The following is a 24,535-nucleotide window of genomic DNA, read 5'->3' on the forward strand; positions in this document are numbered from 1 at the left end:
CCGATTCGCAGACCGATGCGCGGACCGATCCTTCCTCGGAGTCGTCGGCACCCGCCCACGAGCCCGTGACGGACCTTTCCGACCTGCCGCCCCTCTGGTCCGCGCCCCGTCTCCTCGCGCTCCGGCCCGCGGTACCGCTGGTGACGGCGCTGGCGCTGTGGCTGTACGCGGTCCGGCACACCGACGTGTCGCACCTCGACGACTACGGCCTGGTCACCGCGCTCCACCCGAGCTTCTGGGCCGGCCTCGCCGTGCTCACCGCCGGCTTCTGGTTCACGGTCCGCGACCGGCGGCGGCCCGGCGGCTGGCCGGCTGCGTATGTGCTCGGCCTGCTGGTGATGGAGCGGGCCACCCAGGCCGTGCTCTATCCGACCCCGCTGTACGCCTGGGCGTGGAAGCACGACGGCGTCGTCGACCACCTGCTGACGGCCGGCGGCCTCCAGAGCGCCGACCAGATCGGTGACATGGCGGTCTACGACCAGTGGCCGGGCTTCTTCGCCGCGCAGGCCGCGTTGGTGCGGCTGCTGGGCGTGGACTCGGCGGCGATGTACATGGCGTGGTGGCCGCTGGCGTCCAGCCTGATGCTGCTGCTCCCGCTGCTGCTGATCTACCGCACCTTCACCGAGGACCGGCGACTGATCTGGACCGCGGTCTGGCTCTTCCACGTCGCCAACTGGGTGGGCCAGGACTACTTCTCCCCCCAGTCCGTCGCCTTCGCGCTGTATCTCGGTGTGCTGGCCGTGGTGCTGCGCAGGTACGGCCGTTCCGGTGAGGGCGGCGGGCGGCGCGGGCAGGCCGTCTGGACCGCCCTCGTCACCCTGCTGGTGACGGCGATCGTCATCTCGCACCAGCTCACACCCGGCATGCTGGTCGTGTCGCTGCTCGCGCTGTGGCTGCTGCGCCGCCACCGGGACTGGGTTCCGGTGGTCACCACGGTCGTCATCTTCCTGGCCTGGTGCCTGACGGCCGCGCTGCCCTTCCTGTCCGCCGCGCTGCCGGACATGATCCGCGCGGTGGGCGACGTCGGCGGCAACGTCGAGACGGGGTACGGCGCCACCCCGACCGGCACCGGAGCGGTGGCGACCTCGTGGGCGGCCCGGCTGCTGTCGGGTTCCGTCCTGCTGCTGACGGCGGTCGGAGTGTGGCGGCAGCCCGTGCTGCGGTACCGCGCGATGCCGCTGCTGGTGATCACGGCGGCACCGCTGCCGATGTTCGTGGCGAGCAGCTACGGCAGCGAGATGATCTTCCGGGTGCTGATGTTCATGCTGCCCGGCGTCGCCTTCTTCGGCGCCGCCGCACTGCTGCCCAAGGTGCGTACCCTCGCCGCCGCCGAGGCGGCGGCGGAGGCGGCGGCCGAGGCCCGCCGGAAGGGCGAAGCCCGTGCGCGCCACGGCTTCGGTTTCCGTACCGGCTTCGGCGTCCGGGTCTGGGGCCCGCCACTGGTGCTGCTCGCCGGGACCCTGGCGTTCGTCCCGAGCTACTCGGGCAAGGACAGGATCAGCTACTTCCCGCCGCAGGAGGTGGCCCTGGTGCGGCAGCTCTTCGACGAGGCGCCCGAGGGCTCGCTGGTCGTCGCCGCCAACCGCAACTACCCACTCGCCTACGCCTCGTACGGGAGTGTCGACCACTACTGGTTCCTCGAGGACGACCGGAGGCACGTCGACGAGATCGTGCGGGACCCGGCCCGTACCCTCGCCACCGACATGGCCGGGGTGGAGCGTCCCGCTCGGGCCTACTTCCTGTTCACCCAGGGCCAGTTGGCCAACTCCGAGATGAACGGTCAGCTCACCGGGGCCCAGCTGGACCGCGTCCGGGAGTCCGTCGCCGCGTCGCCGCGGTTCCGGCTGGTGGCGGAGACCGGCGCGGGAGCGGTCTACGAGCTGAGACAGGGCGAGGACGACGGAGCAGAGGACGACGGAGCAGGGGAAGACGGAGCAAAGGGGGCGGGGCGATGACACCGCAGGACTTCGTGATCAGGATGCTCCCGCCGTTCGGCGGCTGGCTGGCGCTGGCCGCGCTCGCCCTCCCCGGCGGATCGCCGCTGCGGGGTGCGGCCGTCGTCGTCTTCCTGGCGGCGGGGCCCGGCGCCGCCCTGGTCGGCCTCTGCGGGCCCGCCCTGCGCATACGCGCGGCGCGGGGACCCGTCGAGCGGCGCGCCCCCGACTTCGCCCGCCACTCCGACCTGCTGGAACGACTGATGCTGGTCGTGTTCGTCAGTATCGGCGCGGTGATGATCGTCGCGACGGTGCTGATCGCCACCCATGCTTTCAGCGCACAGCGCGTGCTGGTGGCCCTGACGCTGCTGACCACGCTCGCCGCGTTCCTCCCGCGGCTGCGTGCCTCCCCGCCGAGGACACGGAAGGGTTCCGTCCTGTGAGGTTCGCCCGTCCCTTTCACCGTATCGCCGCCGCCCTGCGCCGCGCCCGGCGCTCCACCGGCACGAACACCACTGCGCACCCGGGGCCCGGCCCCGGAACCGGTCGGCACCGCACACCCGGAGTCAGGCCGGCCGCGAACCGCCGGCGGCCGTTGATCACCTCCATCGTGGTCGTCTGCGCGGTGCTGGTCGCCGTACTCGCGCTGCGCGACGCCTCCGGGCCGTCCGGTTCGGAGCCCTCCGGGATGGGCGAGGAGTGCCGGCCCACGGAGCTGCTCGAACCGCCGTGCGGCGCCTGGTTCGGGGCGTTCGTGCCGCACGAACGGACCAACCTTGAGGACAGGGTGAAGGCCTACGAGCGACGAGTGGGCCGCAAGCTCGACATCGTGTACACGTACCACGACATGTCCCTGCGCGAAGGCGCCCGCAGGGAGGGGCAGTTGCTGAGCCCGGAGGAACAACGGGTCGGCGAGGACCGCATGCTGCTGCTGTCCTGGGAGAGCAAGTGGTGGGGCGGCACGAAGGCACAGCAGCCGACGTGGAAGGAGATAGCCGACGGCGACCTGGACGCGACCGTGATCGACGTCCAGGCCCGGCGCGTCAAGGACTACGGGCAGCGCACCGGGAAGAAGGTCTTCCTCTCCTTCGACCTGGAGATGGACACGCGCACCCCGGACAACGGCACGCCGGCCCAGTACGTGAAGGCGTACCGGCACATCCACGACCGGTTCCGGGAGCTGGGCGTGGACAACGTGGTGTGGACCTGGATCATCACCGGGTACCTGAATCACGGTGACCTGTTCAAGGGGATGTACCCGGGGGACGAGTACGTCGACTGGATCGGCTACAACCAGTACAACTACTACCGCTGCCACAAGACGGAGTGGCTGACCTTCGAGCAGACCCAGACGGCCACGCACGACTGGGTACGCGAGAACATCTCCGCCGACAAGCCGTTGATGCTCTCCGAGTTCGGCTCGGCGGCCGACGACTCGCGGCCGGAGCGGCAGGCCGAGTGGTATGCGCGGGTACCGCCCGTACTGAAGGGGCTGGACGGGGTCAAGGCCGCGCTCCAGTGGAACCACCGCGATCCCGGACCGCACTGCGATCTGGCCGTGGCCAACGAGGCGGCATGGGAAAGCCTGCGCGAGGTGGTGTCCGACCCGTACCTGAACCAGCCGACGAAGTGACGTGACCGGGCGGTCGCCCCGGAGCGACCGCCAAAGCGACCGCCGCAGCGACCGTCGAACGACCGCCGCAGCGACCGCCCGGTCCGTTCAGCCCGCGAACTCCGGTCCGCGCAGGGCCGTTCGGGCGTGCCGGTACCAGCGCCAGCCGATCGTCTTCGGGCCGTCGCGGTAGGGGGCGACCCGGGCGCCGCCGCCCGCCAGCCAGGTGGTGACGTCGGCGACGGTGTGGCCGCGGCGGACGATGAGGCGGGCGATGCGGTAGCGCTCGTCGCGGTCCGAGCTGAGCGCGTGCCGTACCGCGGTCGCCGTCCGGTAGCCGGCGCGGGACGCCATGGCCCTCACCCGAGGGCTGTTGTAGCCGTGCGGGTAGGCGAGGTGGGGGACCGGATGGCCGAGGGTGTCCTCCAGCGCGGCCTTGGAGTCGACCAGTTCGGCGCGCAGTCGCCCGGCGGTCAGCGTGTCCAACTGGGCGTGGCTGACCGTATGGCTGCCGATCTCCATGCCGGAACGTTCCAGCTCCGCCACCCGGTTCAGGGTCATCATCGGCGCCGGCGGAAGCAGGCTGCGGCCGTTCGGAGTGATGGCGCCGGTGGTGAGGTACGCGGTGGCGGGCAGGGCGCGTTCGGCCAGTGCCTCCGCGGTGGGGCCGGGCAGGTCCGCGAAACCGTCGTCGAAGGTGAGGAGCACCGGCCGGGGCGGCAGCGGTGCGCGCCCGGTCAGATGCTCGGCGAGAGCGCTGATGGTGACGGGCGTGCGGCCGCTGTCCACGACGGCGTCCAGATGGGCCGCGAACTCCCGGGGCGTGACGGTGAACTCGGCGATCCAGTCGGGCGGATCGTCCATCACGGCGTGGTAGAGGAACACGGGGATGGCCGCCGGGCCCTGCGACGACGCCGTCATCTCGCCCCCCTCCCCGTCCGGTTCCCTGCCGCCCGCCGGGCCCGCAGGTAGCCGAGCGGGCCGTACAGCATCCCCCTGCGCTGCAGACGCGAGAGGCGACGTGGCCAGGGATGCGTGCGGGTGTCGTGGTCGCCCGGCGCGGCCCCCCGATCACCGGGGGCACCGCTGCCACCGCCGGCACCCCCGCCGCCGGTGTCCCGTACGGCGGTCAGCCCGCGGGCGTGGGACAGCCCGCGGGGCACCCGGGCGAGGAACGCCGGCAGCAGCGCGGGCCGGTTGACCAGGATCGCGGTGAGGTAGGCGGTGAGCCCGGCGCCGTAGCCGAACGCCTGGGTCTCCAGGTCGGCCCAGGTCTCCCGGTGGTGGTGCCACACCAGCGCGCCGGGCGTGTAGTGGAGCCTGTGTCCCTGGGCGAGGACCCGGACGAACCCGTAGAGGTCGTCGCCGCCCCGGGCGGGCGTTCCGGCGCCGGTGGCCGGGTCGAAGCCGCCGACCCCGCGCAGTACCTCCGCACGGAACGCCATGTTCGCGCCGGATCCGAACCGACCCGCGGTGAAGGGGAACAGCGGCTCGTCGCGGGGCGGGTCCTCCGGGTCGTACGTCGTCGGGGTGAACCCCTTCGCGAAACCGCCGTGGCTCTCCAGCAGGACCTGGGCCGGGGTGCGGAGCCGGGCGGGCAGGATCAGGCCGGTGGCACAGCCGAGTCCGGGGTCGGCGGCGAAGGGCGTGGTCAGCTCGGTGAGCCAGCGGGGGTCGGCGACGACGTCGTCGTCGGTGAACGCGACCACCTCGCCGCGGGCGGCGGCGAGCCCGGTGTTGTGCGCGGTCGCGAGCCCGGGGACCGGCTCGCACACGTACCGCACGCGCTCCCCGTACTTCCGCTCCACCAGGTCACGCGTCTCGTCCGACACGGGCGCGTTGTCGACGACGACGATCTCGAAGCTCGGATGGTCCTGCGCGAGGAGCGAGTCGAGCGCGCGGGCGAGCTGTCCGGCCCGCTCCCGGGTGGCCACGACGACCGAGGTGTGGGGCGGCGGCGGTCCGGCGGCCACGGACCTCTCCGCGCCCCGCCCCTGCCCTCGCCCCTCGGCCGGCTCTTGGCCGTGCTCCTGCCGTGCGAGCACCGTCAGGACCGTTGCCGGATCGGCCCCCTTGGGCACCCGCCCCAGCAGCGTGCCCACCGGCCGGCCGGCTTGCCTGACCAGTACGAACACCTCTCCGTACGTCACCGGTGGGCTGCCCGGGCCGGGTCTGAGGGCGGTCTCCTCACCGTTCAGGTCCAGTTCGGCGACCTGAACCGCTCCGATGTCCAGGAACCGCCGTATCTCCTCCTGCGTACGTGCCGTGCGGGCCATGAGCCCTTCCCCTCCTCATGAACGGTCCTCATGAACGGTCCTCGCGAACGGTCCTTGCGAACAGCCCCTCATGACCGGCGCAGCCGCCCCGCCCCCTTCAACGCCCGCGACGCCAGCGACGCGAGACGCGGATGGGCGCGGACGAAGCCGTGCGCACGGCGTACGGGCTCGCGGCGCAGCAGGTGCAGCGCGGCGCCCAGGCCCGGACGCATCGCCTCCCCTTCGTAGACGGCGAGTTCGCCCGTCTTCAGCGAGTCCTTGTACTCGGCCGGGCCACGCCCCATGTCGAGCAGGCCGATGCCCTCGCGGGCCGCCGCCTCCGCCATGCGCAGATGCAGCACGAGCCCCGGCGAGTACTTCGCGAACTCCACGTCGTACGCCGGGAACCAGCAGGCCAGGACCGAGGCCGAGCGCAGGCCGAAGTGCGCGGCGACGGGGCGGTCCCCGGCGTACAGGACGGACAGTGTGCCCGTGCACTCCGGTGCCCGGGTCTCGGCCAGGCGGCCCACGAGCCGCGTGATCCACTCCTGTGCGAACCGGTCGCGCCGCCCGGTCCTGCGGTACTGGGCCGACTTCCACTCGATGAGAGCGCGCAGCGCGGCCGGTTCGCGTTCGTCGAAGACGAACCGCACCGGTCCGGCCGCCTGGCGGCCGAGCCTGCGCTCCTTGGCCAGTGTGGTCTTCAGGAACTTCGGCGACTGGGTGCGCAGCACGGACTCGTAGGTCTCGTAGCCCTTCTCCACGTCGATGACATAGGTGGCGTGCTCCTCGGCCGCGTGCGGGACGAACAGGGCCTGGCCCGCCTCCAGGTTGTCGAAGGCGAAGCTCGACACCGAGCAGGCGCGCAGCAGTTCACCGGTCTCCGGGGTGAGGCCCGGACGCAGGACGGCGCCCTGGCAGTCCGACACCCCGAGCCCGATCGCCCGGCCCTGCCCCCACGCGCCCCGCTCGTAGGGCAGGAAGCCGGCCGGTTCGGCGGACGCCCCCTCGTACAGGACCGCCACCCGGGCCTGCGGCCGCACCCGGGACACGGCGGTGGCGAACTCCGGTTCCATGAAAGGACTGCGTGGTGCGTCCGTCGCGGCGCGCAGCTCACGCCAGCGTTCCCGCTCCCCCTCGCCGAGCTCCTCGAGCCTCAGCACACGTGTGCGCCCACTGCTCACCTGACCCCCCGATCAAGTCCCCCCTGGACTCTTGGAAGGTACCGCCCGGGACCACCAGGACGGTAGGTAGCGGACCATGTTGTTGCCAAGTGGTGCAGAGGCCTTTAACAGGTCCGTACCCGCTGATGACGGAAACGGCCGGGTGCGCGGCTGCGGCGAGGCGGTTGCGCGGCTGTGGCGAGGCGGGCGCGCGGCGACGGCCCGGCGGCGGGGTGCGGAGGATAAGGGGTGCGGGTGTGCGGACGGAGGCGTTCCGGGTGAGGGTGAGTCGGGTGGGCACGGTGTCCGTATTCTCTGATCATGGCCGCACCCACCGATTGTTCACTCATCGCCACCGACCTGGACGGGACGCTGCTGCGCGGCGACGACTCTCTCTCCGACCGGTCTCTCGCCGCACTGGCGCTGGCGACTCGGGCCGGTGCCCGGCATCTCGTGGTGACGGGCCGCCCGGCGCCCGGAGTGCGGCCGCTCCTGGACAAGCTGGGGAGCACCGGGCTCGCGGTGTGCGGACAGGGCGCGCAGGTGTACGACGCCGGCGCGAACCGGCTGCTCCACTCCATCACGCTGGACCGGGAACTGGCGGAGACCGCGCTCGGCAAGATCGAGGCCGAGGTGGGGGAGGTGTACGCCGCGGTCGACCAGGACGGTGTCGACGGACTCACCCTGATCGAGCCGGGCTACCGGATGCCGCACCCGACGCTGCCCGCGGTCCGGATCGGACGACGGGACGATCTGTGGGTGCTGCCGATCACCAAGGTGCTGTTGCGTCACCCCTTTTTGAGTGACGACGAGCTGGTGGTGACGGCGCGTTCGGTGGTCGGTTCGCTGGCCACGGTCACCATGTCGGGACCGGGCACCGTGGAGCTCCAGCCGTGCGGTGTCACCAAGGCGACGGGGCTGGCGCTGGCCGCCGAGCACCTGGGGCTGAGCCGGGAACGGACCGTCGCCTTCGGCGACATGCCCAACGACATCCCGATGTTCCACTGGGCGGCCCACGGGGTCGCCATGGCCAACGCGCACCCCGAGCTGAAGGCGGTGGCCGACGAGGTCACCACGACGAACGAGGACGACGGCGTGGCCGTCGTCCTCGAGCGGTTGTTCGGCGGAACGGGCGGGGCGGGGCGAGGTGGCACGCGCCCCGACACGTGCCGTCCCGGCCTCCGCCCCGACGGGTGACCCCGTGGGCCGGGTGTGCCCCGGTGCGCCCGGACGTCTCAGTAGGCGCCGAAGACGTTGTCGATCGAGCCGTAGCGGTCCGCCGCGTAGTTGCAGGCAGCCGTGATGTTCGCGACCGGGTCGAACGGGTCGAAGGCCGTGCCGGGCACGTGGTACGCCCGGAAGGTCGGGTCGATGACCTGCAGCAGGCCCTTCGACGGGGTGCCGGCGACGGCGTTGGAGTCCCACAGGTTGATGGCCTGCGGGTTGCCGGAGGACTCGCGCATGATGTTGCGGTGGATGGAGTCGTAGCTGCCGGGGATGCCGTGCTGCGCCATGATCGACAGCGACTCGCGGATCCAGCCGTCGAGGTTGTCCGGGTACGCCGTCTCGGTGCCGGCGGCGGCCGGGGCGGCCGACACGGGGGCGGCGGGAGCGGCGGAGGCGCTGGTGGCGCCGAACACCGGAAGGGCGATCGCTGCGACGCCGGCGACGGCGAGGGAGCGGACGAGGCGGGTGCGGCCGAAGCGGCGCTGACCGGATGCGGGCATGGCGGGCATGGGTGCGTTCCTCTCCTACGCCTGCGAGGTGAGCTGTCGGGTTCGGGCGGGAGAGTGCCCGGCCGCGCCCCTGCGGGCATGGCTTCACCCCGAGCCGTCCCGGTGCGAACCGGTCCGGCGACCTACCTGGGTCCCCCGCTCCTGCCGTGCGTGAGTGAGTTGATCGACGGGTGGTGCGGGCGGCGGCAGGATTCGGCGTCCGCCCGACAGGCCGGGAACGTATGCGAGAGCGCATGTCGGGAACAAGTGCGAACGTCACGTATGACGCCGTTTGATCTTGCCTTGGGCTATTTGGGGGACTTGATCCTTTTCGGGTGCCGGCGGCCAACTCGCGTTCGGTGGAAGGGGAAGCGCCTGTGCGGGGGAGTCGCGGGCGTGTCGGGGTGCGCGTGACCGACCTCACTGGCCGCACCGCTCGGGCGCATTTTTCGCCAACGGGAAATCAATTGGTAATTGCGGCAAATCGGGCATCGGGGCAGGCGGGGTGGACCGTGTGTCGGGATGCGGTTCGGGGTGTGCCGGTGCGCGGGCGAGCTTCATCCGAAAAGTTGATGAATGTCCCTTACTGTCGACTGGTCGGAAACGATCTGATGGTGATCCGATATCGGAGGGCGCCATGGCGTGCCGTCCGCGCGTGCTCGGGTGAGTTTGGGGAATGTGGGTGCTGGCGGTGATCGAAACATGACCGGATACGCTGACTCGAGTGATGTCAGCGACCTGTCGACAACCAGCGACCTCTCGGTGAACGGTGCAGGACGTCTGAGCGCCAGTGGACACCAGCAGACAGGAGACCCCTCGTGACCGTCGTCGGGCCATTCGGGCTGAGCGTGCGGGACCAGGCTCTGGAAGCCGATGTCCGGGCCGGGATGACGGCTGTCGAGGAAGGGCTGCTCGAGGCCACCAAGAGTGAGGTCCCCTTCATCACGGGTGCCGCTCAGCACCTGGTGCGGGCCGGCGGCAAGCGGTTCCGGCCGCTGCTCGTGATGCTCGCCGCCCAGTTCGGCGACCCCCACGCGCCCGGCGTCGTACCGTCCGCCGTGGTCGTGGAGCTGACCCACCTGGCCACGCTGTACCACGACGACGTGATGGACGACGCGGGTGTGCGGCGCGGGGTGCCCAGCGCGAACACCCGCTGGGGCAACTCCGTCGCGGTCCTCACCGGCGATTTCCTCTTCGCGCGCGCCTCGCACATCCTGGCCGACCTCGGGCCGGAGGCCGTACGGGTGCAGGCGGAGGCGTTCGAGCGGCTGGTCTCCGGTCAGATCATGGAGACCGCGGGGCCGCAGGACGGCCGCGATCCGGTCGACCACTACCTGGACGTCCTCGGTGGCAAGACCGGCTCACTGGTCGCCGTCTCGTGCCGGTTCGGCGCCATGATGTCCGGCGCGGACGACGCGGTCGTGGACGTGCTGACCCAGTACGGCGAGCGGCTCGGGATCGCCTTCCAGCTCGCCGACGACGTGCTGGACATCGCCTCCGACTCCCACGAGTCCGGCAAGACCCCGGGCACCGACCTGCGCGAAGGCATTCCGACCCTGCCCGTGCTGCGGCTGCGCGAGCGAGCGGCCCGGCTGGGCCTGCCCGAGGACGTCGCGCTGTGCGAGCTGCTGGACTCCGACCTCGGTGACGACGGCCGGCACGCCGAGGCACTGCGACTGCTGCGCGCGCACCCCGCGCTGGAGCAGGCCCGCCGGGACACCGTGCGCTATGCGCAGGAGGCGCGCGCGGCGCTGGCGCCGCTGCCGGAGTGCGAGTCGAAGACGGCCCTGGTCGAACTGTGCGACGCGGTGGTGCACCGGGCCGGCTGACTCGCCCGCCGCCCCGACCCCTACTGGTCGGGGGAGGAAACACCTCCTCGTGTCATACCGCAGCAGTACACGGAGTTGAGTCCGGGGTCTGACGCTTCCTCTTGCGGTGTTTGGTCAGATGGACCATGACGGACACCACTCCTCACCGATTCGGGTGAGAATGGCGGCTCAGGGTGTGACTGGTGCGAGGAACACGAGACGCAGGCCGCCGCCGACCACGGAGGTAAGGCACACATGGCACCGTACGAATCCGACGACACGACGACCGCGGGGGCGACCCGCGAGCCGGGCGCGGGCCGGCGCAGGGCCGCGCGGTACATCGTCCCGGTCACGGTGATGGGAGTGGCGGCCGCGACCATCGGGCTCGTCCCCGCGATCGCGAACTCCGGCGACCCGGACCTGCCGGAGATCACCGCCGCGCAGCTCATCGAGAAGATGGCCGAGTCGGACACCGAGCAACTGTCCGGCACCGTGAAGATCACCACCGACCTCGGCCTGCCGGACCTCGGCGGCCTGGAGAGCAGCCTGGCCTCCGGCGCCCTGGACCGCGGCGAGGGCGGCTCGTCCGCCGACCCGTCCGCGAAGCTCACCGAGCTGGCCTCCGGTACGCACACCCTGCGCGTCGCGGTCGACGGCCCCGACCGGCAGAAGGTGTCACTGCTCGAGAACGCCGCCGAGTACAGCCTGATCCACAACGGCAAGGACGTCTGGGGCCACGACAGCGCGTCCAACGAGGTCTACCACGGCACCGCCGACGAATCCGCCGAGGGCGAGGACCGGAAGCAGCCCCCGGCCATGCCGAAGGACTTCGCCGAGGAGGCGCTGAAGGCGGTCGACGACACCACGTCCGTCACCGTCGACGGCACCGCGCAGGTGGCCGGCCGCGACGCCTACAAGCTGGTCGTCAAGCCCAAGCAGTCCGGTTCCACGGTCGGTGCGATAAGCATCGCGGTGGACCACAGGACCGGGACACCGCTGAAGTTCACGCTGACCCCGGCGAGCGGCGGCGCCGCCGTCGTGGATGTCGGCTTCACCAAGGTCAGCTTCGACCGGCCGGCCGCGTCGACCTTCGACTTCACCCCGCCCAAGGGCGCCAAGGTGACCGAGGAAGGCGCCCTGGAGGACGGGAAGAAGGGCGGGAAGCCCACCGGCAGGCCGGAGGGCGCCCCGAAGACCGAGGAGGACCTCTCCAAGGGGCTCGACGGGCTGAAGATGCTCGGCGAGGGCTGGAACTCCGTCGCCACCTTCGACACCGGAGCCGAGGGGGGCCTGCCGACCGGCTCCGAGGGCGGTGACCTCGGCGGCTTCCTCGGCTCGCTCGGCGACCAGGTGAAGGGCGAGTTCGGCACGGGCACCGTGTTCAGCACCCGCCTGGTCAACGCCCTGTTCACCGAGGACGGCAAGGTCTACGTCGGTGCCGTCACCAAGGACGCGCTGGTGAAGGCCGCCAACGAGGCGAAGTAACAGGGGAGGCAACGGGGGAAGCGGGTCCCGGGACCTCATGACGAGGCGACCGGGGCCGGCTCGGCAGGGCATCACGGGGGAACGAGGAGCCGGTGGGCGAGGCGGCCCGTAAGCCGAGCATCACACGATCGGGTCAACCCCCCCTTGTGCGCGCCCCCGGCAGGCAGTTGACGACCCCACCGCGCCGGGCGGTGGCCGCCGCTCCGCCGCCAGTGCCACGGCGAGCAGCAGCGCCTCCCGCCCGTGTGGTGCCACCAGTTGGAGCCCGGCCGGGCAGCCGTCACCGCCGAACCCGGCCGGGAGGCTCAGCGCGGGGTGCCCGCTCACGTTGAACGCCCAGGTGAGCGCGGTGGAGTAGACGTCACCGGGACCCTCGTGGCCGTGCGGCGCGGTGGGCGCCGTGGGCGTCAGCAGCAACTCGGCGTGGGCGAAGAGGCGGGCCAGGCGCCGGTCGTTCGCCACCCGAACGCGGTGAGCCTCGGCGAGGTCGGGGCGGGACCCGCCGGGCGCGCGCAGGGCGAGCCAGGCCGGCGCGGGGTCCAGGAGCAGCGGGGGCTGCGCCGACTGTACGGGCCGCGGGGCTCGCGGGGGCCGTACGAGGCGTACGGCCCCGGCGTCGACGAGCCGTACGACTCCGGCCTCGACGAGCCGTTCGACCGCGGCTCGGGCCAGCGCGACGGGCTCCTCGTCGGGATCGGCGAAGCCGAGGTCGGGGGACCAGATCGCGGTGCGGGGGCCGGGCTGCGGCACCTCGACGGCGGTGGGCGGTGGCGACACCGCCCGCCACCAGGCCGCCGCGTCCGCTGCCGTCCGGGTGAGGACGCCGGGTGCCGCGAGACCCGTGCGGTCCGGCGACGGGAGGCGGCCGTTGGTGACCTTCAGGCCGACGACTCCGCACCACGCAGCCGGGATGCGTACCGATCCCGCACCGTCGCTGCCCGTCGCCAGCGGCACCAGCCCCGCCGCCACCGCGACCGCGGCCCCGGCCGAGGAACCGCCCGGAGTGCGGTCCGCCCGCCACGGGTTGACGGTCCGTCCGTGCGCGCCGAGCCCCCAGGTCTGCCAGGGGGTGCCGGGCCCGGGTACGGCGGTGGCGCCCACGGCGACACCACCGGCCGCGAGCAGCGGACCCGCCACCCGGAGCCCGTGCCGCCCCTTCACGGCGATCGGCACCCCGGCCAGCGGCAGCCACTCGCCCGAGCCGGGTGGACCCGCACCGACCCGGGCGTCCACCTCGGCCGCCCGACGCAGCGCCTCCTCGGCCCACACCTCGGTGAACGCGCACAGCACCGGATCGGCCCGCTCGATCCGCGCCAGCGCCTCCGCGACCGCATCGACGGCCCGCAGCCTCCGAGCGCGCACCGCGGCGGCGATCTCCGCCACCGTCTCGGACCGTGCCTCGGCGCGGGTCAGCGCAGTGGTCCCGTCAGGCGGGCAGGCGGGAGGCGGCCGCTGTCGTGACCGCCGTGGACCGCGGTCGCCGGGCCTCGGGTCCGGGTCTCCGGTCCCTGCCGCATGCCTGTACGCATGCCCCTCTCCTGCCACGTCACCCGGATCCTCATGCCGGCCGACAGGCGTGGAACCGGGCGGAAGGTCGTTGGGACGAGCCTGTGACAACGCGGTGACGTGAGAAACGGGGATATGGGGACAGACTCGTCGGCAGGTTCACGACCCGAATGAGGGGACGATGGCGCGACTCAGCCGCGAGAAGAAGCGGGAACAGCAGCAGGCCGCACACGCGGCGAACCGTGCGGCAGTGCCGATCGACGTCCATGTCCCCGCCCCTGCGGCGGGTGCCGGCTCACGGAAGGCGTCGGTCGGCGGGGTACTGGTGGTCGCCGGACCCGGCGAGGAGGTGCAGCAGGCGGTGCTGAACCGCCTCCACCGCATCGCCGTCGCCTCGGGACACGCCGTCCTCGCCAGCATCCACGACGAGTGCACCGGGTACGTCGTCCCGCTCCGGGTCGACCCCGACGGCGCCAGCCACTTCGCCGGAGAACCGGTCCCCATGGAGCCGTCGGCACCTACCCCGGCTCCGGCGTCGGCCCCGGCTCCGATTCCCGTGCGCGACGGCGCACCCGCCTTCCGGCCGCGGCCGGTGCCCGAGTCGGGGGAAGCCGTACCTCCCGGCACGGTCGTGCCGCCGATGGGCGAGTTCGGCCCGCCCCCACTCATGGGCACGAGGCCGCATCCCGCCCCCGAAGCGGACCACCTCCGGTACCCGGCACCCGCTCGAACACCGCAGACGCCTCAGGCACCCCTGATACCTCCGGCGCCCTCAGCGCCTCCCACACCCCCGGCCGACCGGACGCCGGACCCGCTGCCCTCGGCCGGCCGGACACCGCCCCCGGCCCCGGGGGCCGCCCCTCCCCGCACCCCCGAACCGGTTGCGGAGGCCGAGCCCGAACCCGCTCTCACCCCCGACCCCAAGCCGGCCCCGCCCCGCGGTTTCGACGCCGTGGCGGAGGCGGTGCTCGGGGACGAGCCGCCCGCCGTCCCGGGGGAGACCCGCTTGGCCGAGCCCATGGGACGGATCAACGAGGCCGTTCGGGCGGGCCGGATCGACACGGCGGCGCGACTGGCCGGGGAGACGGTGACCGAGGCGTCGCGGACGCTGGGGCCCGAGCACCCGGAGGTGCTCAAGCTGCGCGAGCTGTCCGCGTACATCGCCTACCTGGGTGACGAGCCGCTGCACGCCTTCCGGCTCTCCCTCGACCTCGCCGGGATCCACCGCAGGGCGGGCGACGCGGAGGCCGCCTACGGCAACGTCCGCAGCGCGGCCACCGCCTGGCGCGCGGTGCGCGATCCGCTGCGCGGGCTGGAGCTGGGACGCGGGCTGATCGAGCTGTGGACCGAACTCGCCGCCGAGGACGGCCCGGCGGCCGACGAGATCGAGGAACTGGAGTCCGCCCGCACCCGCATGGGCCGGCTGACCGACCGCGTCCGCGCCCGGCACGGGTGAGTGGGCGTGGACGGAGCCGTTCAACGCGCTGAGGAACGCTCCGGCCCGACCTTCGGCGCATCCACCGTGTTCACGGTATCCGCCGGGTTCGCCACGACCACCGGGTCCACCGGGTCCACCGGGTCCACCGGGTCCATCGGGCTCATCGCCGCGCCGACCGCGGCCGCAGCCCTCGCGCGCTCGGTGGCGAGTACACGGGCGGACCGGCGAGCGGTGCACAGCGCGTCCCAGGTCAGCGCCATGAGCGCCAGCCACACCAGCGCGAATCCGGCCCAGCGCTCGGGCGGCATGGCCTCCTTGAAGTAGAGGATGCCGAGCAGGAACTGGAACACCGGGGCCAGATACTGCAGCAGCCCCATCGTGGACAGCGGTACGCGGATCGCGGCGGCGCCGAAGCAGACCATGGGGAGCGCGGTGACGAGGCCGGTGGCGGCCAGCAGCACCGCGTGTCCCGCTCCCTCGGCGCCGAAGGTGGACTCGCCCCTGCTGCCCAGCCAGAGCAGGTAGCCGAGTGCGGGAAGGAACTGGACGGCCGTCTCGGCGGCCAGAGATTCGATGCCGCCGAGGTTGATCTTCTTCTTCACCAGTCCGTACGTGGCGAAGGAGAAGGCGAGGCAGAGTGAGATCCACGGCGGGCGGCCGTAACCGATGGTGAGGACGAGCACCGCCGCGAAGCCGACCCCGACCGCCGCCCACTGCGCGGGCCGCAGCCGTTCCTTCAGCAGCAGGACACCTATGGCGATGGTGACCAGCGGGTTGATGAAGTAGCCGAGGGAGGCCTCGACGACGTGCCCGGAGTTCACCGACCAGATGTAGACGCCCCAGTTCACGGTGATGACCGCCGCGGCGACGGTGACCAGGGCCAGCCTGCGCGGCTGCCGCAGCAGTTCGCCGAGCCAGGCCCAGCGACGTATGACGAGCAGGGCGGCGCCCACGAGGAGCAGCGACCAGATCATCCGGTGGGCCAGGATCTCCACGGCTCCGGCGGGCTGCAGCAGTGGCCAGAAGAGGGGGACGAGCCCCCACATTCCGTAAGCCGCGAAGCCGTTCAGCAGTCCTGTACGCCGCTCGCCGTCCGACTTCTCGGTCACGGGCCGCCCTCCTTCTTGCCTGATGTGCGCCTGGGACGAGCGACGCTCGCCCGGACGACGGTAACGCCGGACGCCCCCGCTCGTCATGCCCGTACTTGAATACGGTCATGACGAGCGGGGGCGTCCGGCCCTGGGCCAGGCATTCAGGCCCCGGGTCAGGCCTTCAGCGCGGCGGCGATGGCGTCCGCGATCGGGGTCGCCGGGCGGCCGATCAGGCGGGCCAGGTCGCCGCTGGTGACGACCAGCTCGCCCTTGGCGATGGAGACGTCCGTGCCCGCGAAGACGGCGGCCACCGGCTCGGGGAGCCCGGCGCCGGTCAGGATGCCGGTGAGCTCCTCGACCGTGACCGGCTTGTAGGCGATCTCCTTGCCGGTCTGACGGCTCAGCTCGGCCGCGTACTCGGCGAGGTCCCACGACTCGTCGCCGCCCAGCTCGTACGTCTTGTTCTCGTGGCCCTCACCGGTCAGCACGGCGACGGCGGCCGCCGCGTAGTCGGCGCGCGCGGCGGAGGAGAGGCGGCCCTCGCCGGCGGCGGAGACGACCGCGTCGTGCTCCAGCACGGGGGCGAGGTTCTCGGTGTAGACCTCGTGGTACCAGCCGTTGCGCAGCAGGACGTACGGGAGGCCGGAGGCCAGCAGGGCCTTCTCGGTGCCGCGGTGGTCGTCGGCGAGCGCGGCGGTCAGCGTCCCGGGGGCGCTGGTGTAGGCGAGCAGGGAGACGCCGGCGGCCTTGGCGGCGTCGATGACGGCCGTGTGCTGTCCCACCCGGTCCGCGCCGACCTCGCTGCTGGAGATCAGCAGCACCTTGTCGCCGGCCGTGAACACACCGTCGAGGGTTTCGGGGACGCTGTAGTCGGCGACCGCGATCCGCACCCCGCGCTCCGCCAGGTCCGCGGCCTTCTCCGCGCTGCGTACGACGGCGGTGACCTGCTCGGCCGGAACCTTCTCCAGGAGCTGCCCCACGACGTGGCGGCCCAGGTTTCCGGTGGCTCCGGTGACGACGATGCTCATGATCAGAACTCCTTGTGGGGGTGCGTATGGCACTGACCCTAAGAGTTGCGCTAACTAATGGAAAGTACCCACTTTGAAGTAAGGTACTGGCATGACGGTAAGTGACGTGCCCGTACGGGGCGGCCGGGACCGGCGGGGCGAGCGTGAGGCGCTGTGCCCACACCGCCTGGTCCTGGAGCATGTGACCAGCCGCTGGGGAGTGCTCGTGCTGATCCGGCTCCGGGAGCGGCCCCACCGCTTCAGTGAGCTGCGCCGCGCGATCGGCAGGGTCAGCGAGAAGATGCTCACCCAGACCCTGCAGACACTGGAGCGGGACGGGCTCGTCCACCGTGACGCCAAGCCGGTGATCCCGCCGCGGGTCGACTACTCCCTCACCGACCTGGGGCGGGAGGCGGCCGAGCAGGTGAGTGCGCTGGCGCTGTGGACCGAACGGCGCATGGACGACGTACTGACCGCCCGCAAGGCATACGACGAGGCCCGGACGCTCTGAGACGTCCGGGCCTCGGGCCCCTGAGGGGCGGGTGGCCGACGACGGTCAGCCGGCCGTGCTCATCCGACGACCGTCCAGGTGTCGTTGCCCGCGAGCAGCGCGCCGAGCTCGCCCTTGCCGTGCTGCTCGACGGCGTTGTCCAACTGCTCGGCCATCAGCGTGTCGTACACCGGGCGGTCCACGGAGCGGAAGACGCCGATCGGGGTCTGGTGCAGGGTGTCCGGATCGGCGAGCCGGGACAGCGCGAACGCGGTGGTCGGGGACGCCGAGTGCGCGTCGTGGACCAGGATCTCCGCCTCGTTCTCCGGCGTCACCGCGACCACCTTCAGATCGCCGGTGGCCCGGTCCCGCACGACGCCCTTCGCGTGGTCGGCGCCGAAACGGATCGGGCTGCCGTGCTCCAGCCGGATCACCGCTTCCTCGGCCTGTCGGCGGTCCTTGAGGACCTCGAAGGCGCCGTCGTTGAAGATGTTGCAGTTCTGGTAGATCTCGACCAGTGCCGTGCCCGGATGGGCGGCGGCCTGCCGCAGTACCTCGGTGAGGTGCTTGCGGTCCGAGTCGACCGTGCGGGCCACGAAGGACGCCTCCGCGCCGATGGCCAGCGACACCGGGTTGAACGGCGCGTCCAGCGAACCCACCGGCGTCGACTTGGTGATCTTGCCGATCTCGGAGGTCGGCGAGTACTGGCCCTTGGTGAGGCCGTAGATCCGGTTGTTGAACAGCAGGATCTTCAGATTGACGTTCCGGCGCAGCGCGTGGATCAGGTGGTTGCCGCCGATGGACAGCGCGTCCCCGTCACCCGTGACGACCCACACGCTCAGGTCGCGCCGGGACGTGGCCAGGCCCGTCGCGATGGCGGGGGCGCGGCCGTGGATGGAGTGCATCCCGTAGGTGTTCATGTAGTACGGGAAGCGGGACGAGCAGCCGATGCCGGAGACGAAGACGATGTTCTCCCTCGCCAGTCCGAGCTGGGGCATGAAGCCCTGTACGGCGGCGAGGACCGCGTAGTCGCCGCAGCCGGGGCACCAGCGCACTTCCTGGTCGGACTTGAAGTCCTTCATGGACTGCTTGCCCTCGGCCTTGGGCACCAGGGAGAGCGCGTCGCCGAAGGACGGGCCGCCTCCCGGCATCGTCTCAGTCATCGATGGCCTCCTTCAGCACCTCGGCAAGCTGCTCCGCCTTGAACGGCATCCCGTTGACCTGGTTGTACGAGTGAGCGTCGACCAGGTACTTGGCCCGGATCAGGGCGGCGAGCTGGCCGAGGTTCATCTCGGGTACGACCACCTTCTCGTAACGCTCCAGGACCTCCCCGAGATTCCGCGGGAAGGGGTTGACATGGCGCAGATGCGCCTGGGCGATCGCGCCCCCCGCGCCCCTGATGCGCCGTACGGCCGCGGTGATCGGCCCGTAGGTGGACCCCCAGCCGAGGACCAGCACCCTGGCGTCGCCGTCCGCGTCGTCGACCTCCAGGTCGGGGACCTCGACGCCGTCGACCTTCGCCTGCCGGGTACGCACCATGAAGTCGTGGTTGGCCGGGTCGTAGGAGATGTTGCCCGTGCCGTCCTGCTTCTCGATGCCGCCGATCCGGTGCTCCAGACCCGGGGTGCCCGGGACCGCCCACGGCCGGGCCAGGGTGTGCGGGTCCCGCTGGTACGGCCAGAACACCTCGGTGCCGTCGTCCATCGTGTGGTTGGGACCCTGCGCGAACCGCACGCTCAGATCCGGCAGCTCCTCCGGCTCCGGGATGCGCCACGGCTCGCTGCCGTTGGCCAGATAGCCGTCGGAGAGCAGGAACACCGGGGTCCGGTAGGTCAGTGCGATCCGGGCCGCCTCCAGGGCCGCGTCGAAGCAGTCGGCCGGTGTGCGCGGCGCGATCACCGGGACCGGGGCCTCGCCGTTGCGCCCGTACATCGCCTGGAGCAGGTCCGCCTGCTCGGTCTTGGTGGGCAGGCCCGTGGACGGGCCGCCGCGCTGGATGTCCACGATCAGCAGCGGCAGCTCCAGCGACACCGCGAGGCCGATCGTCTCGGACTTCAGGGCCACACCGGGGCCGGACGTCGTCGTCACGGCGAGCGACCCGCCGAAGGCCGCGCCCAGCGCGGCGCCGATGCCCGCGATCTCGTCCTCGGCCTGGAAGGTCCGCACACCGAAGTTCTTGTGCCGGCTCAGCTCGTGCAGGATGTCCGAGGCCGGCGTGATCGGGTACGACCCCAGGAACAGCGGCAGATCCGCCTGCCGGGAGGCCGCGATCAAGCCGTACGCCAGGGCCAGGTTGCCGGAGATGTTGCGGTACACGCCCGGCGGGAACGCCGTGGCGGCCGGGGCCACCTCGTAGGAGACGGCGAAGTCCTCCGTCGTCTCGCCGAAGTTCCAGCCCGCCCGGTACGCGGCGATGTTGGCCGCCGCGATGTCCGGCTTCTTGGCGAACTTCGAGGTCAGGAACTTCTCCGTGCCCTCGGTGGGCCGGTGGTACATCCAGCTCAGCAGCCCCAGCGCGAACATGTTCTTGCTGCGCTCGGCCTCCTTGCGGCTGAGGTCGAAGTCCTTCAGCGCCTGCACCGTCAGGGTCGTCAGCGGTACCGGATGGAGGCTGTAGCCGTCGAGCGAACCGTCCTCCAACGGGTTGCTGTCGTACCCGACCTTCTGCATCGCCCGCTTGGTGAACTCGTCCGTGTTGACGATGATCTCCGCGCCGCGCGGCAGATCCCCGATGTTCGCCTTCAACGCGGCCGGGTTCATCGCCACCAGCACGTTCGGCGCGTCACCGGGGGTGAGGATGTCGTGGTCGGCGAAGTGGAGCTGGAAGGACGAGACACCCGGCAGGGTGCCGGCCGGGGCGCGGATCTCGGCCGGGAAGTTCGGCAGTGTCGACAGGTCGTTGCCGAACGACGCCGTCTCCGAGGTGAAGCGGTCACCGGTGAGCTGCATGCCGTCACCCGAGTCCCCCGCGAACCTGATGATCACCCGGTCGAGGCGACGGACGTCCTTCGCTCCCGCCGGTTTGCGCTGCTCTCCCAGGACTGTTCCGTCGGCCTGCTCCGCTGGGCTGCTGACCTGGCTGGTCACTGAACTGGACCTCCTCGAGGCGCTGTCCGGGACCGGCCCTCCCGCAGGCCGTCCCTGGATCAACCCTACGTCCGTAAGGGTCGCCTTCCTCAGGCCATTCGCATCTTGGACACGACTTCGAGATCCCGGTGTGCCGACGTGTCCCGCCTTTTACCCGGATTCCCCCGGTCGCCGAGCCCGGCTGCCGGTCCCCGGCCCTTCACCCCAAAGGACGCCGTCCGCTCGCCGGTGGTTCGGCCGGGAGCGGATCCGGCGGTCAGGAGTTGAGGTAGGTGAGCACGGCCAGCACCCGGCGGTGATCGCCGTCGCTCGGGGACAGGCCGAGTTTCATGAAGATGTTGCTGACGTGCTTCTCCACGGCCCCGTCGCTCACCACCAGCTGCCGGGCGATCGCCGAGTTCGTCCGTCCCTCGGCCATCAGTCCCAGGACCTCCCGCTCGCGCGGGGTGAGCCCCGCGAGGACGTCCTGCTTCCGGCTGCGGCCGAGCAGCTGCGCGACCACCTCCGGGTCCAGGGCCGTACCGCCCTGGGCCACGCGCACCACGGCGTCCACGAACTCACGCACGTCGGCCACCCGGTCCTTGAGCAGATAGCCGATGCCGCGGCTGGAGCCGGCGAGCAGCTCCGTGGCGTAGCGCTCCTCCACGTACTGGGACAGCACCAGCACCCCGACACCCGGATGCGCCTTGCGCAGCTGGATGGCGGCCCGCACCCCCTCGTCGGTGTGCGTCGGCGGCATCCGGACATCGGCCACCACGACGTCCGGGAGCTCGCCCTGACCGTCCAGCTCGGTGATGGTCTTGAGCAACGCGTCGCCGTCGCCGACCCCGGCCACGACCTCGTGCCCCCGGTCGGTCAGCAGCCGGGTCAGGCCCTCCCGCAGCAGCACTGAATCCTCGGCGATGACCACGCGCACCCTGTCCTCCATGACTTTTCGGCCCCCACCCCTCCTCCGCGCCCGCCCGTACGGCAGGCCCGGCTGACGGGACCAGCATTCCAGTATCGGGTGGGCGACGCGGAGGGGTGACGCGAGAAGGTGCGGGGACGGGCCCACCGCCCGTCCCCGCACACCTGCCGTTCGGTTCCCGCTCGGCGCTCCCGGCCACTGCTCGGCCGTGCCTTGTCCGCGCCTCGTGCGCAGCTCAGCCGCGCCTCATGCGCGGCTCAGCCGCTGCTCACCGCTCACCGTCGGCTCATCGCGTCCGCTCGGCCCGCCACGGCAGCTCCGCCGTCACCCGGGTCGGACCGCCGGCCGGTGAGTTCACCACCAGGATTCCGTCCACCGCGTCCAGCCGCTCCGCCAGCCCGGCGAGTCCGGACCCCCCGGACGCGTCGGACACGTCGGACGCGTCGGCACCACCCACACCGTTGTCCTCGACCTGCACCATCAGCCGGTTCTCCGTCCGCCAGACCTCCACGGACGCCCAGGTCGCCCGCGCGTGCTTGCTGATGTTCTGCAGCAGCTCCGAGACCGTGAAGTACGCGATGCCCTCGATCGCCGGCGCCGGGCGCTCGGTCAGATCCACCTCCACCCGCACCGGGACCGTGCAGCGGGAGGCGACCGACGACAGGGCCGCGTCCAGCCCCCGGTCGGTCAGCACAGCCGGGTGGATGCCGCGCGCCAGGTCCCGCAGCTCCTGCAGCGCCGTCTTCACCTCGCCGTGCGCCTCGTCCACCATGTGCGCCGCGGCCCGCGGGTCCTCCCGCAGCTTCTCCTTCGCCAGCCCCAGATCCATGGCCAGCGCCACCAGTCGGGCCTGCGCCCCGTCGTGCAGATCGCGCTCGATGCGCCGCAGATCCGCCGCGGCCGTGTCCACCACGGCCCCCCGGTCCGACTCCAGCTCCACCACCCGCGTCACCAGCCGCGACGGCCCGAGCAGGCCGTGCACCAGCAGCCGGTCCACCATGGTCAGCGCGCGCACGATCCACGGCGTGGCGAAGGTGAACAGCAGTCCGACCAGCGCGGTCACCGTGATCTCGAAGGGGTTGTCCAGATAGATCCGGTGCTGTCCGTCGCCGTACAGTTGGATCCCGCCCTGACCGGCGTACGTCGGAAACACCCAGAACCACAGCGGATACGTCAGCAGCGACCAGCCGATCGTCCAGACGGTCACCGAGACGACGAAGGAGAACGTCGCCCACGGCAGATGCAGCACCGCGTACAGCAGGGCCCGCCAGGAGGCGCCACTCTTCAGCACCGCCCCCATCCAGGCCGTGAACCCCTGCCGCTTCATCCGCAGCGGCTCCGGCTCGGCCACGTCCAGGTCCAGCAGACCCCGGGCCCGCGTCCGCTCCAACGCCCCGAACCCGCGGCATCCGGCGAGCCCGGCGGCCAGCACCGGAACGCCGAGGAAGGTCACCAGCAGACCGGCGCCCAGCGACACCATCGTGACCGCGTAGGTGAAGAGCAGAATGCCGATCGGCAGACTCAGCAGTACATATCCCAGCTCGCGCCAGGCCCGTCCCTCGACCGGGGCCCGCAGCACGGCAGGCAGTCGGTGCCGCCGCTCACCGGCCCTATCGGGGTGCCCGGCGGGCGTGCTGTCGAGCCCGTAGCCCTGTCCGTACTCCGTGGCCATCGGCGTCGTCCTTCTCCTCGTCCGGCGGTGGTGCTGTCGTATCTCCAGACTGCTGGGCCGCCGGTCCGCGGACCATGGAGCACGTCGCAGTCTTGGACGGGGGGTTTTCCCCACCCCTCTTGGCCTACGACACCCCTCTCCGCCTACGACCGCGGGCGGGCCGTTCGCGCCTCCTCGGCAAGGTCGCCGGAGCGGTCCCGCCACGGCAGCTCCGCCGTCACCGTCGTCGGGCCGCCCTCCGGCGACTCCACGACGAACAGGCCGTCCACCGCGCCCAGCCGGTCCGCGAGACCCCGCATCCCCGTACCGCCGTCCGGACTCGCGCCCCCGCGGCCGTCGTCCTCCACCTGGATGAGCAGCCGGCCGTCCGCCCGCCACACGTCGACCGCGGCCGAACGCGCCGCGCTGTGCTTGCTGACGTTCTGCAGCAGCTCCGAGACCGTGAAGTACGCGATGCCCTCGATGGCCGCGGCCGGCCGCTCGGCGAGATCGACCGTCACCTTCACCGGCACCGTGCAGCGGGAGGCGACCGACGACAGGGCCGCGTCCAGCCCCCGGTCGGTCAGGACCGCCGGGTGGATGCCGCGCGCCAGGTCCCGCAGCTCCTGCAATGCCAGCTTCACCTCGCCGTGCGCCTCCTCGACCATCGACGCCGCCGTGTCGGGATCCTCCAGCAGCTTCTCCTTGGCCAGGCCCAGCCCCATGGCCAGGTTGACCAGCCGGGCCTGCGCCCCGTCGTGCAGATCGCGCTCGATGCGCCGCAGATCCGCCGCGGCCGTGTCGAACACCACGCCCCGGTCGGACTCCAACTCGGCTATGCGCCGCTCCAGTTCGTCGGAGGGGGAGAGCAGGCCGCGCACCATGGCCCGGTCCGCGTTGGCCAGCCCCCGCGCGATGAACGGCAGCACCGGCCACAACACGAACAGCGAGGTCAGCGTGACGGTGAAGGTGACGATGCCCCACGGCAGCCGTATCGCCTCGTAGAGCATCGTGCGCCAGCCCACCGGGTCCTTCAACGCCATCCACACCCGTGGCAGAAACCCTCCGGCACCACTCAGCGGCAGCCGGCTCGGCTCCTCCACCCGCACCCCGAGCAGTGCCCTGGCCCGCGCCCGCTCCGCCCTGCCCAGCCACCGCGCGCCCGCCAGACCGGCCGCGAGCAGCGGGAACCCGATCACCGTGACCGTCAGCCCGAGGCCGGTGAACAGCACGGTCGTGACATAGGTGAAGCCCACCAGCGCCACCGGAAGGTTCGCCAGGAGGTGGGCGATCTCCTTCCAGGTGTGCCGGTCGTAGGCGAGGCGGGCCGGCGGCGGACGGTCGTCGGGAGCGGGGAAAGGTTCGGTCATGGGTCTTAGCGTGCCC

Annotated in this window: 20 protein-coding genes and 1 riboswitch; of the genes, 8 read left to right on the plus strand and 12 right to left on the minus strand. The window is 71.9% G+C overall.

Features of this window, described 5'->3' with window-relative positions; genetic code table 11:
- The first annotated feature begins 65 nt into the window (after window positions 1–65).
- From ACVW19_RS19750 to ACVW19_RS19760, 3 genes are all read left to right on the plus strand, one after another.
- A complete protein-coding gene (locus tag ACVW19_RS19750) occupies window positions 66–1,955 on the plus strand; it encodes a glycosyltransferase (RefSeq protein ID WP_457460665.1) in 1,890 nt (629 codons plus the stop codon).
- Window positions 1,952–2,377, plus strand: a complete 426-nt coding sequence (locus ACVW19_RS19755) for a hypothetical protein (protein WP_457460666.1) — start codon at window positions 1,952–1,954, stop codon at window positions 2,375–2,377. Before ACVW19_RS19750 ends, ACVW19_RS19755 begins: the two co-directional genes overlap by 4 nt.
- A gap of 152 nt (window positions 2,378–2,529) precedes the next feature.
- A complete protein-coding gene (locus tag ACVW19_RS19760; protein ID WP_457460667.1) occupies window positions 2,530–3,567 on the plus strand; it encodes a glycoside hydrolase family 26 protein in 1,038 nt (345 codons plus the stop codon).
- An 87-nt stretch (window positions 3,568–3,654) separates the two neighbouring features.
- Here the strand turns inward: ACVW19_RS19760 and ACVW19_RS19765 are convergent, their stop codons facing one another.
- The 3 genes from ACVW19_RS19765 to ACVW19_RS19775 all read right to left on the minus strand — a co-directional run bounded on the left by ACVW19_RS19765 (window position 3,655) and on the right by ACVW19_RS19775 (window position 6,985).
- On the minus strand, window positions 3,655–4,467 hold the full coding sequence (locus ACVW19_RS19765) for a polysaccharide deacetylase family protein (protein WP_457460668.1): 813 nt from the start codon (window positions 4,465–4,467) through the stop codon (window positions 3,655–3,657).
- Window positions 4,464–5,822 (minus strand): glycosyltransferase, encoded by a 1,359-nt coding sequence (locus tag ACVW19_RS19770; RefSeq protein ID WP_457460669.1) that lies wholly within the window; start codon window positions 5,820–5,822, stop codon window positions 4,464–4,466. Before ACVW19_RS19770 ends, ACVW19_RS19765 begins: the two co-directional genes overlap by 4 nt.
- A 68-nt stretch (window positions 5,823–5,890) precedes the next feature.
- Window positions 5,891–6,985, minus strand: coding sequence for a GNAT family N-acetyltransferase (locus ACVW19_RS19775; RefSeq protein ID WP_457460670.1), 1,095 nt, complete (start codon window positions 6,983–6,985; stop codon window positions 5,891–5,893).
- A 300-nt stretch (window positions 6,986–7,285) separates the two neighbouring features.
- Here ACVW19_RS19775 and ACVW19_RS19780 point away from each other — a divergent pair, with 300 nt between their 5' ends.
- Window positions 7,286–8,161 (plus strand): HAD family hydrolase, encoded by an 876-nt coding sequence (locus tag ACVW19_RS19780; RefSeq protein ID WP_457460671.1) that lies wholly within the window; start codon window positions 7,286–7,288, stop codon window positions 8,159–8,161.
- Window positions 8,162–8,199: 38 nt separating this feature from the next.
- On the opposite strand, the gene ACVW19_RS19785 is transcribed toward ACVW19_RS19780, so the two are convergent.
- Window positions 8,200–8,691 carry a transglycosylase SLT domain-containing protein gene (locus ACVW19_RS19785; RefSeq protein ID WP_457464690.1) on the minus strand — a complete coding sequence of 164 codons (492 nt, stop codon included), beginning with the start codon at window positions 8,689–8,691 and terminating at the stop codon, window positions 8,200–8,202.
- Window positions 8,692–8,703: 12 nt separating this feature from the next.
- A riboswitch (cyclic di-AMP (ydaO/yuaA leader) is annotated at window positions 8,704–8,867 on the minus strand.
- Between the two features lie 630 nt (window positions 8,868–9,497).
- Between ACVW19_RS19785 and ACVW19_RS19790 the strand changes: the two genes are divergently transcribed.
- Both ACVW19_RS19790 and ACVW19_RS19795 read left to right on the plus strand, forming a co-directional pair.
- Window positions 9,498–10,508: a polyprenyl synthetase family protein gene (locus ACVW19_RS19790; RefSeq protein WP_457460672.1), complete on the plus strand. Its 1,011-nt coding sequence runs from the start codon at window positions 9,498–9,500 to the stop codon at window positions 10,506–10,508.
- A gap of 234 nt (window positions 10,509–10,742) precedes the next feature.
- Window positions 10,743–11,972 (plus strand): LolA family protein, encoded by a 1,230-nt coding sequence (locus ACVW19_RS19795; RefSeq protein ID WP_457460673.1) that lies wholly within the window; start codon window positions 10,743–10,745, stop codon window positions 11,970–11,972.
- A 120-nt stretch (window positions 11,973–12,092) separates the two neighbouring features.
- Here ACVW19_RS19795 and ACVW19_RS19800 read toward each other — a convergent pair whose 3' ends face one another.
- On the minus strand, window positions 12,093–13,355 hold the full coding sequence (locus ACVW19_RS19800; protein WP_457460674.1) for an amidase family protein: 1,263 nt from the start codon (window positions 13,353–13,355) through the stop codon (window positions 12,093–12,095).
- 304 nt (window positions 13,356–13,659) lie between these two features.
- Between ACVW19_RS19800 and ACVW19_RS19805 the strand changes: the two genes are divergently transcribed.
- A complete protein-coding gene (locus ACVW19_RS19805) occupies window positions 13,660–14,934 on the plus strand; it encodes a tetratricopeptide repeat protein (RefSeq protein ID WP_457460675.1) in 1,275 nt (424 codons plus the stop codon).
- A gap of 20 nt (window positions 14,935–14,954) precedes the next feature.
- On the opposite strand, the gene rarD is transcribed toward ACVW19_RS19805, so the two are convergent.
- Window positions 14,955–15,962, minus strand: a complete 1,008-nt coding sequence (gene rarD, locus ACVW19_RS19810; RefSeq protein WP_457464692.1) for an EamA family transporter RarD — start codon at window positions 15,960–15,962, stop codon at window positions 14,955–14,957.
- Window positions 15,963–16,180: 218 nt separating this feature from the next.
- Complete coding sequence (locus ACVW19_RS19815) at window positions 16,181–17,035, minus strand: SDR family oxidoreductase (RefSeq protein ID WP_457460676.1); 855 nt, start codon at window positions 17,033–17,035, stop codon at window positions 16,181–16,183.
- A gap of 91 nt (window positions 17,036–17,126) precedes the next feature.
- Here ACVW19_RS19815 and ACVW19_RS19820 point away from each other — a divergent pair, with 91 nt between their 5' ends.
- A complete protein-coding gene (locus tag ACVW19_RS19820) occupies window positions 17,127–17,525 on the plus strand; it encodes a winged helix-turn-helix transcriptional regulator (protein WP_457460677.1) in 399 nt (132 codons plus the stop codon).
- A 59-nt stretch (window positions 17,526–17,584) separates the two neighbouring features.
- On the opposite strand, the gene ACVW19_RS19825 is transcribed toward ACVW19_RS19820, so the two are convergent.
- From ACVW19_RS19825 to ACVW19_RS19845, 5 genes are all read right to left on the minus strand, one after another.
- Window positions 17,585–18,667: a 2-oxoacid:ferredoxin oxidoreductase subunit beta gene (locus tag ACVW19_RS19825; protein ID WP_457460678.1), complete on the minus strand. Its 1,083-nt coding sequence runs from the start codon at window positions 18,665–18,667 to the stop codon at window positions 17,585–17,587.
- Window positions 18,660–20,591 (minus strand): 2-oxoacid:acceptor oxidoreductase subunit alpha, encoded by a 1,932-nt coding sequence (locus ACVW19_RS19830; protein WP_457460679.1) that lies wholly within the window; start codon window positions 20,589–20,591, stop codon window positions 18,660–18,662. The genes ACVW19_RS19825 and ACVW19_RS19830 overlap by 8 nt, the downstream gene beginning before the upstream one ends.
- A 256-nt stretch (window positions 20,592–20,847) precedes the next feature.
- Complete coding sequence (locus tag ACVW19_RS19835; RefSeq protein WP_457460680.1) at window positions 20,848–21,519, minus strand: response regulator transcription factor; 672 nt, start codon at window positions 21,517–21,519, stop codon at window positions 20,848–20,850.
- A 265-nt stretch (window positions 21,520–21,784) separates the two neighbouring features.
- Complete coding sequence (locus ACVW19_RS19840) at window positions 21,785–23,170, minus strand: sensor histidine kinase (protein WP_457460681.1); 1,386 nt, start codon at window positions 23,168–23,170, stop codon at window positions 21,785–21,787.
- Between the two features lie 143 nt (window positions 23,171–23,313).
- Window positions 23,314–24,519 carry a sensor histidine kinase gene (locus ACVW19_RS19845; RefSeq protein WP_457460682.1) on the minus strand — a complete coding sequence of 402 codons (1,206 nt, stop codon included), beginning with the start codon at window positions 24,517–24,519 and terminating at the stop codon, window positions 23,314–23,316.
- Window positions 24,520–24,535 lie beyond the last annotated feature (16 nt).

This window comes from Streptomyces sp. TE5632, from assembly GCF_054061295.1.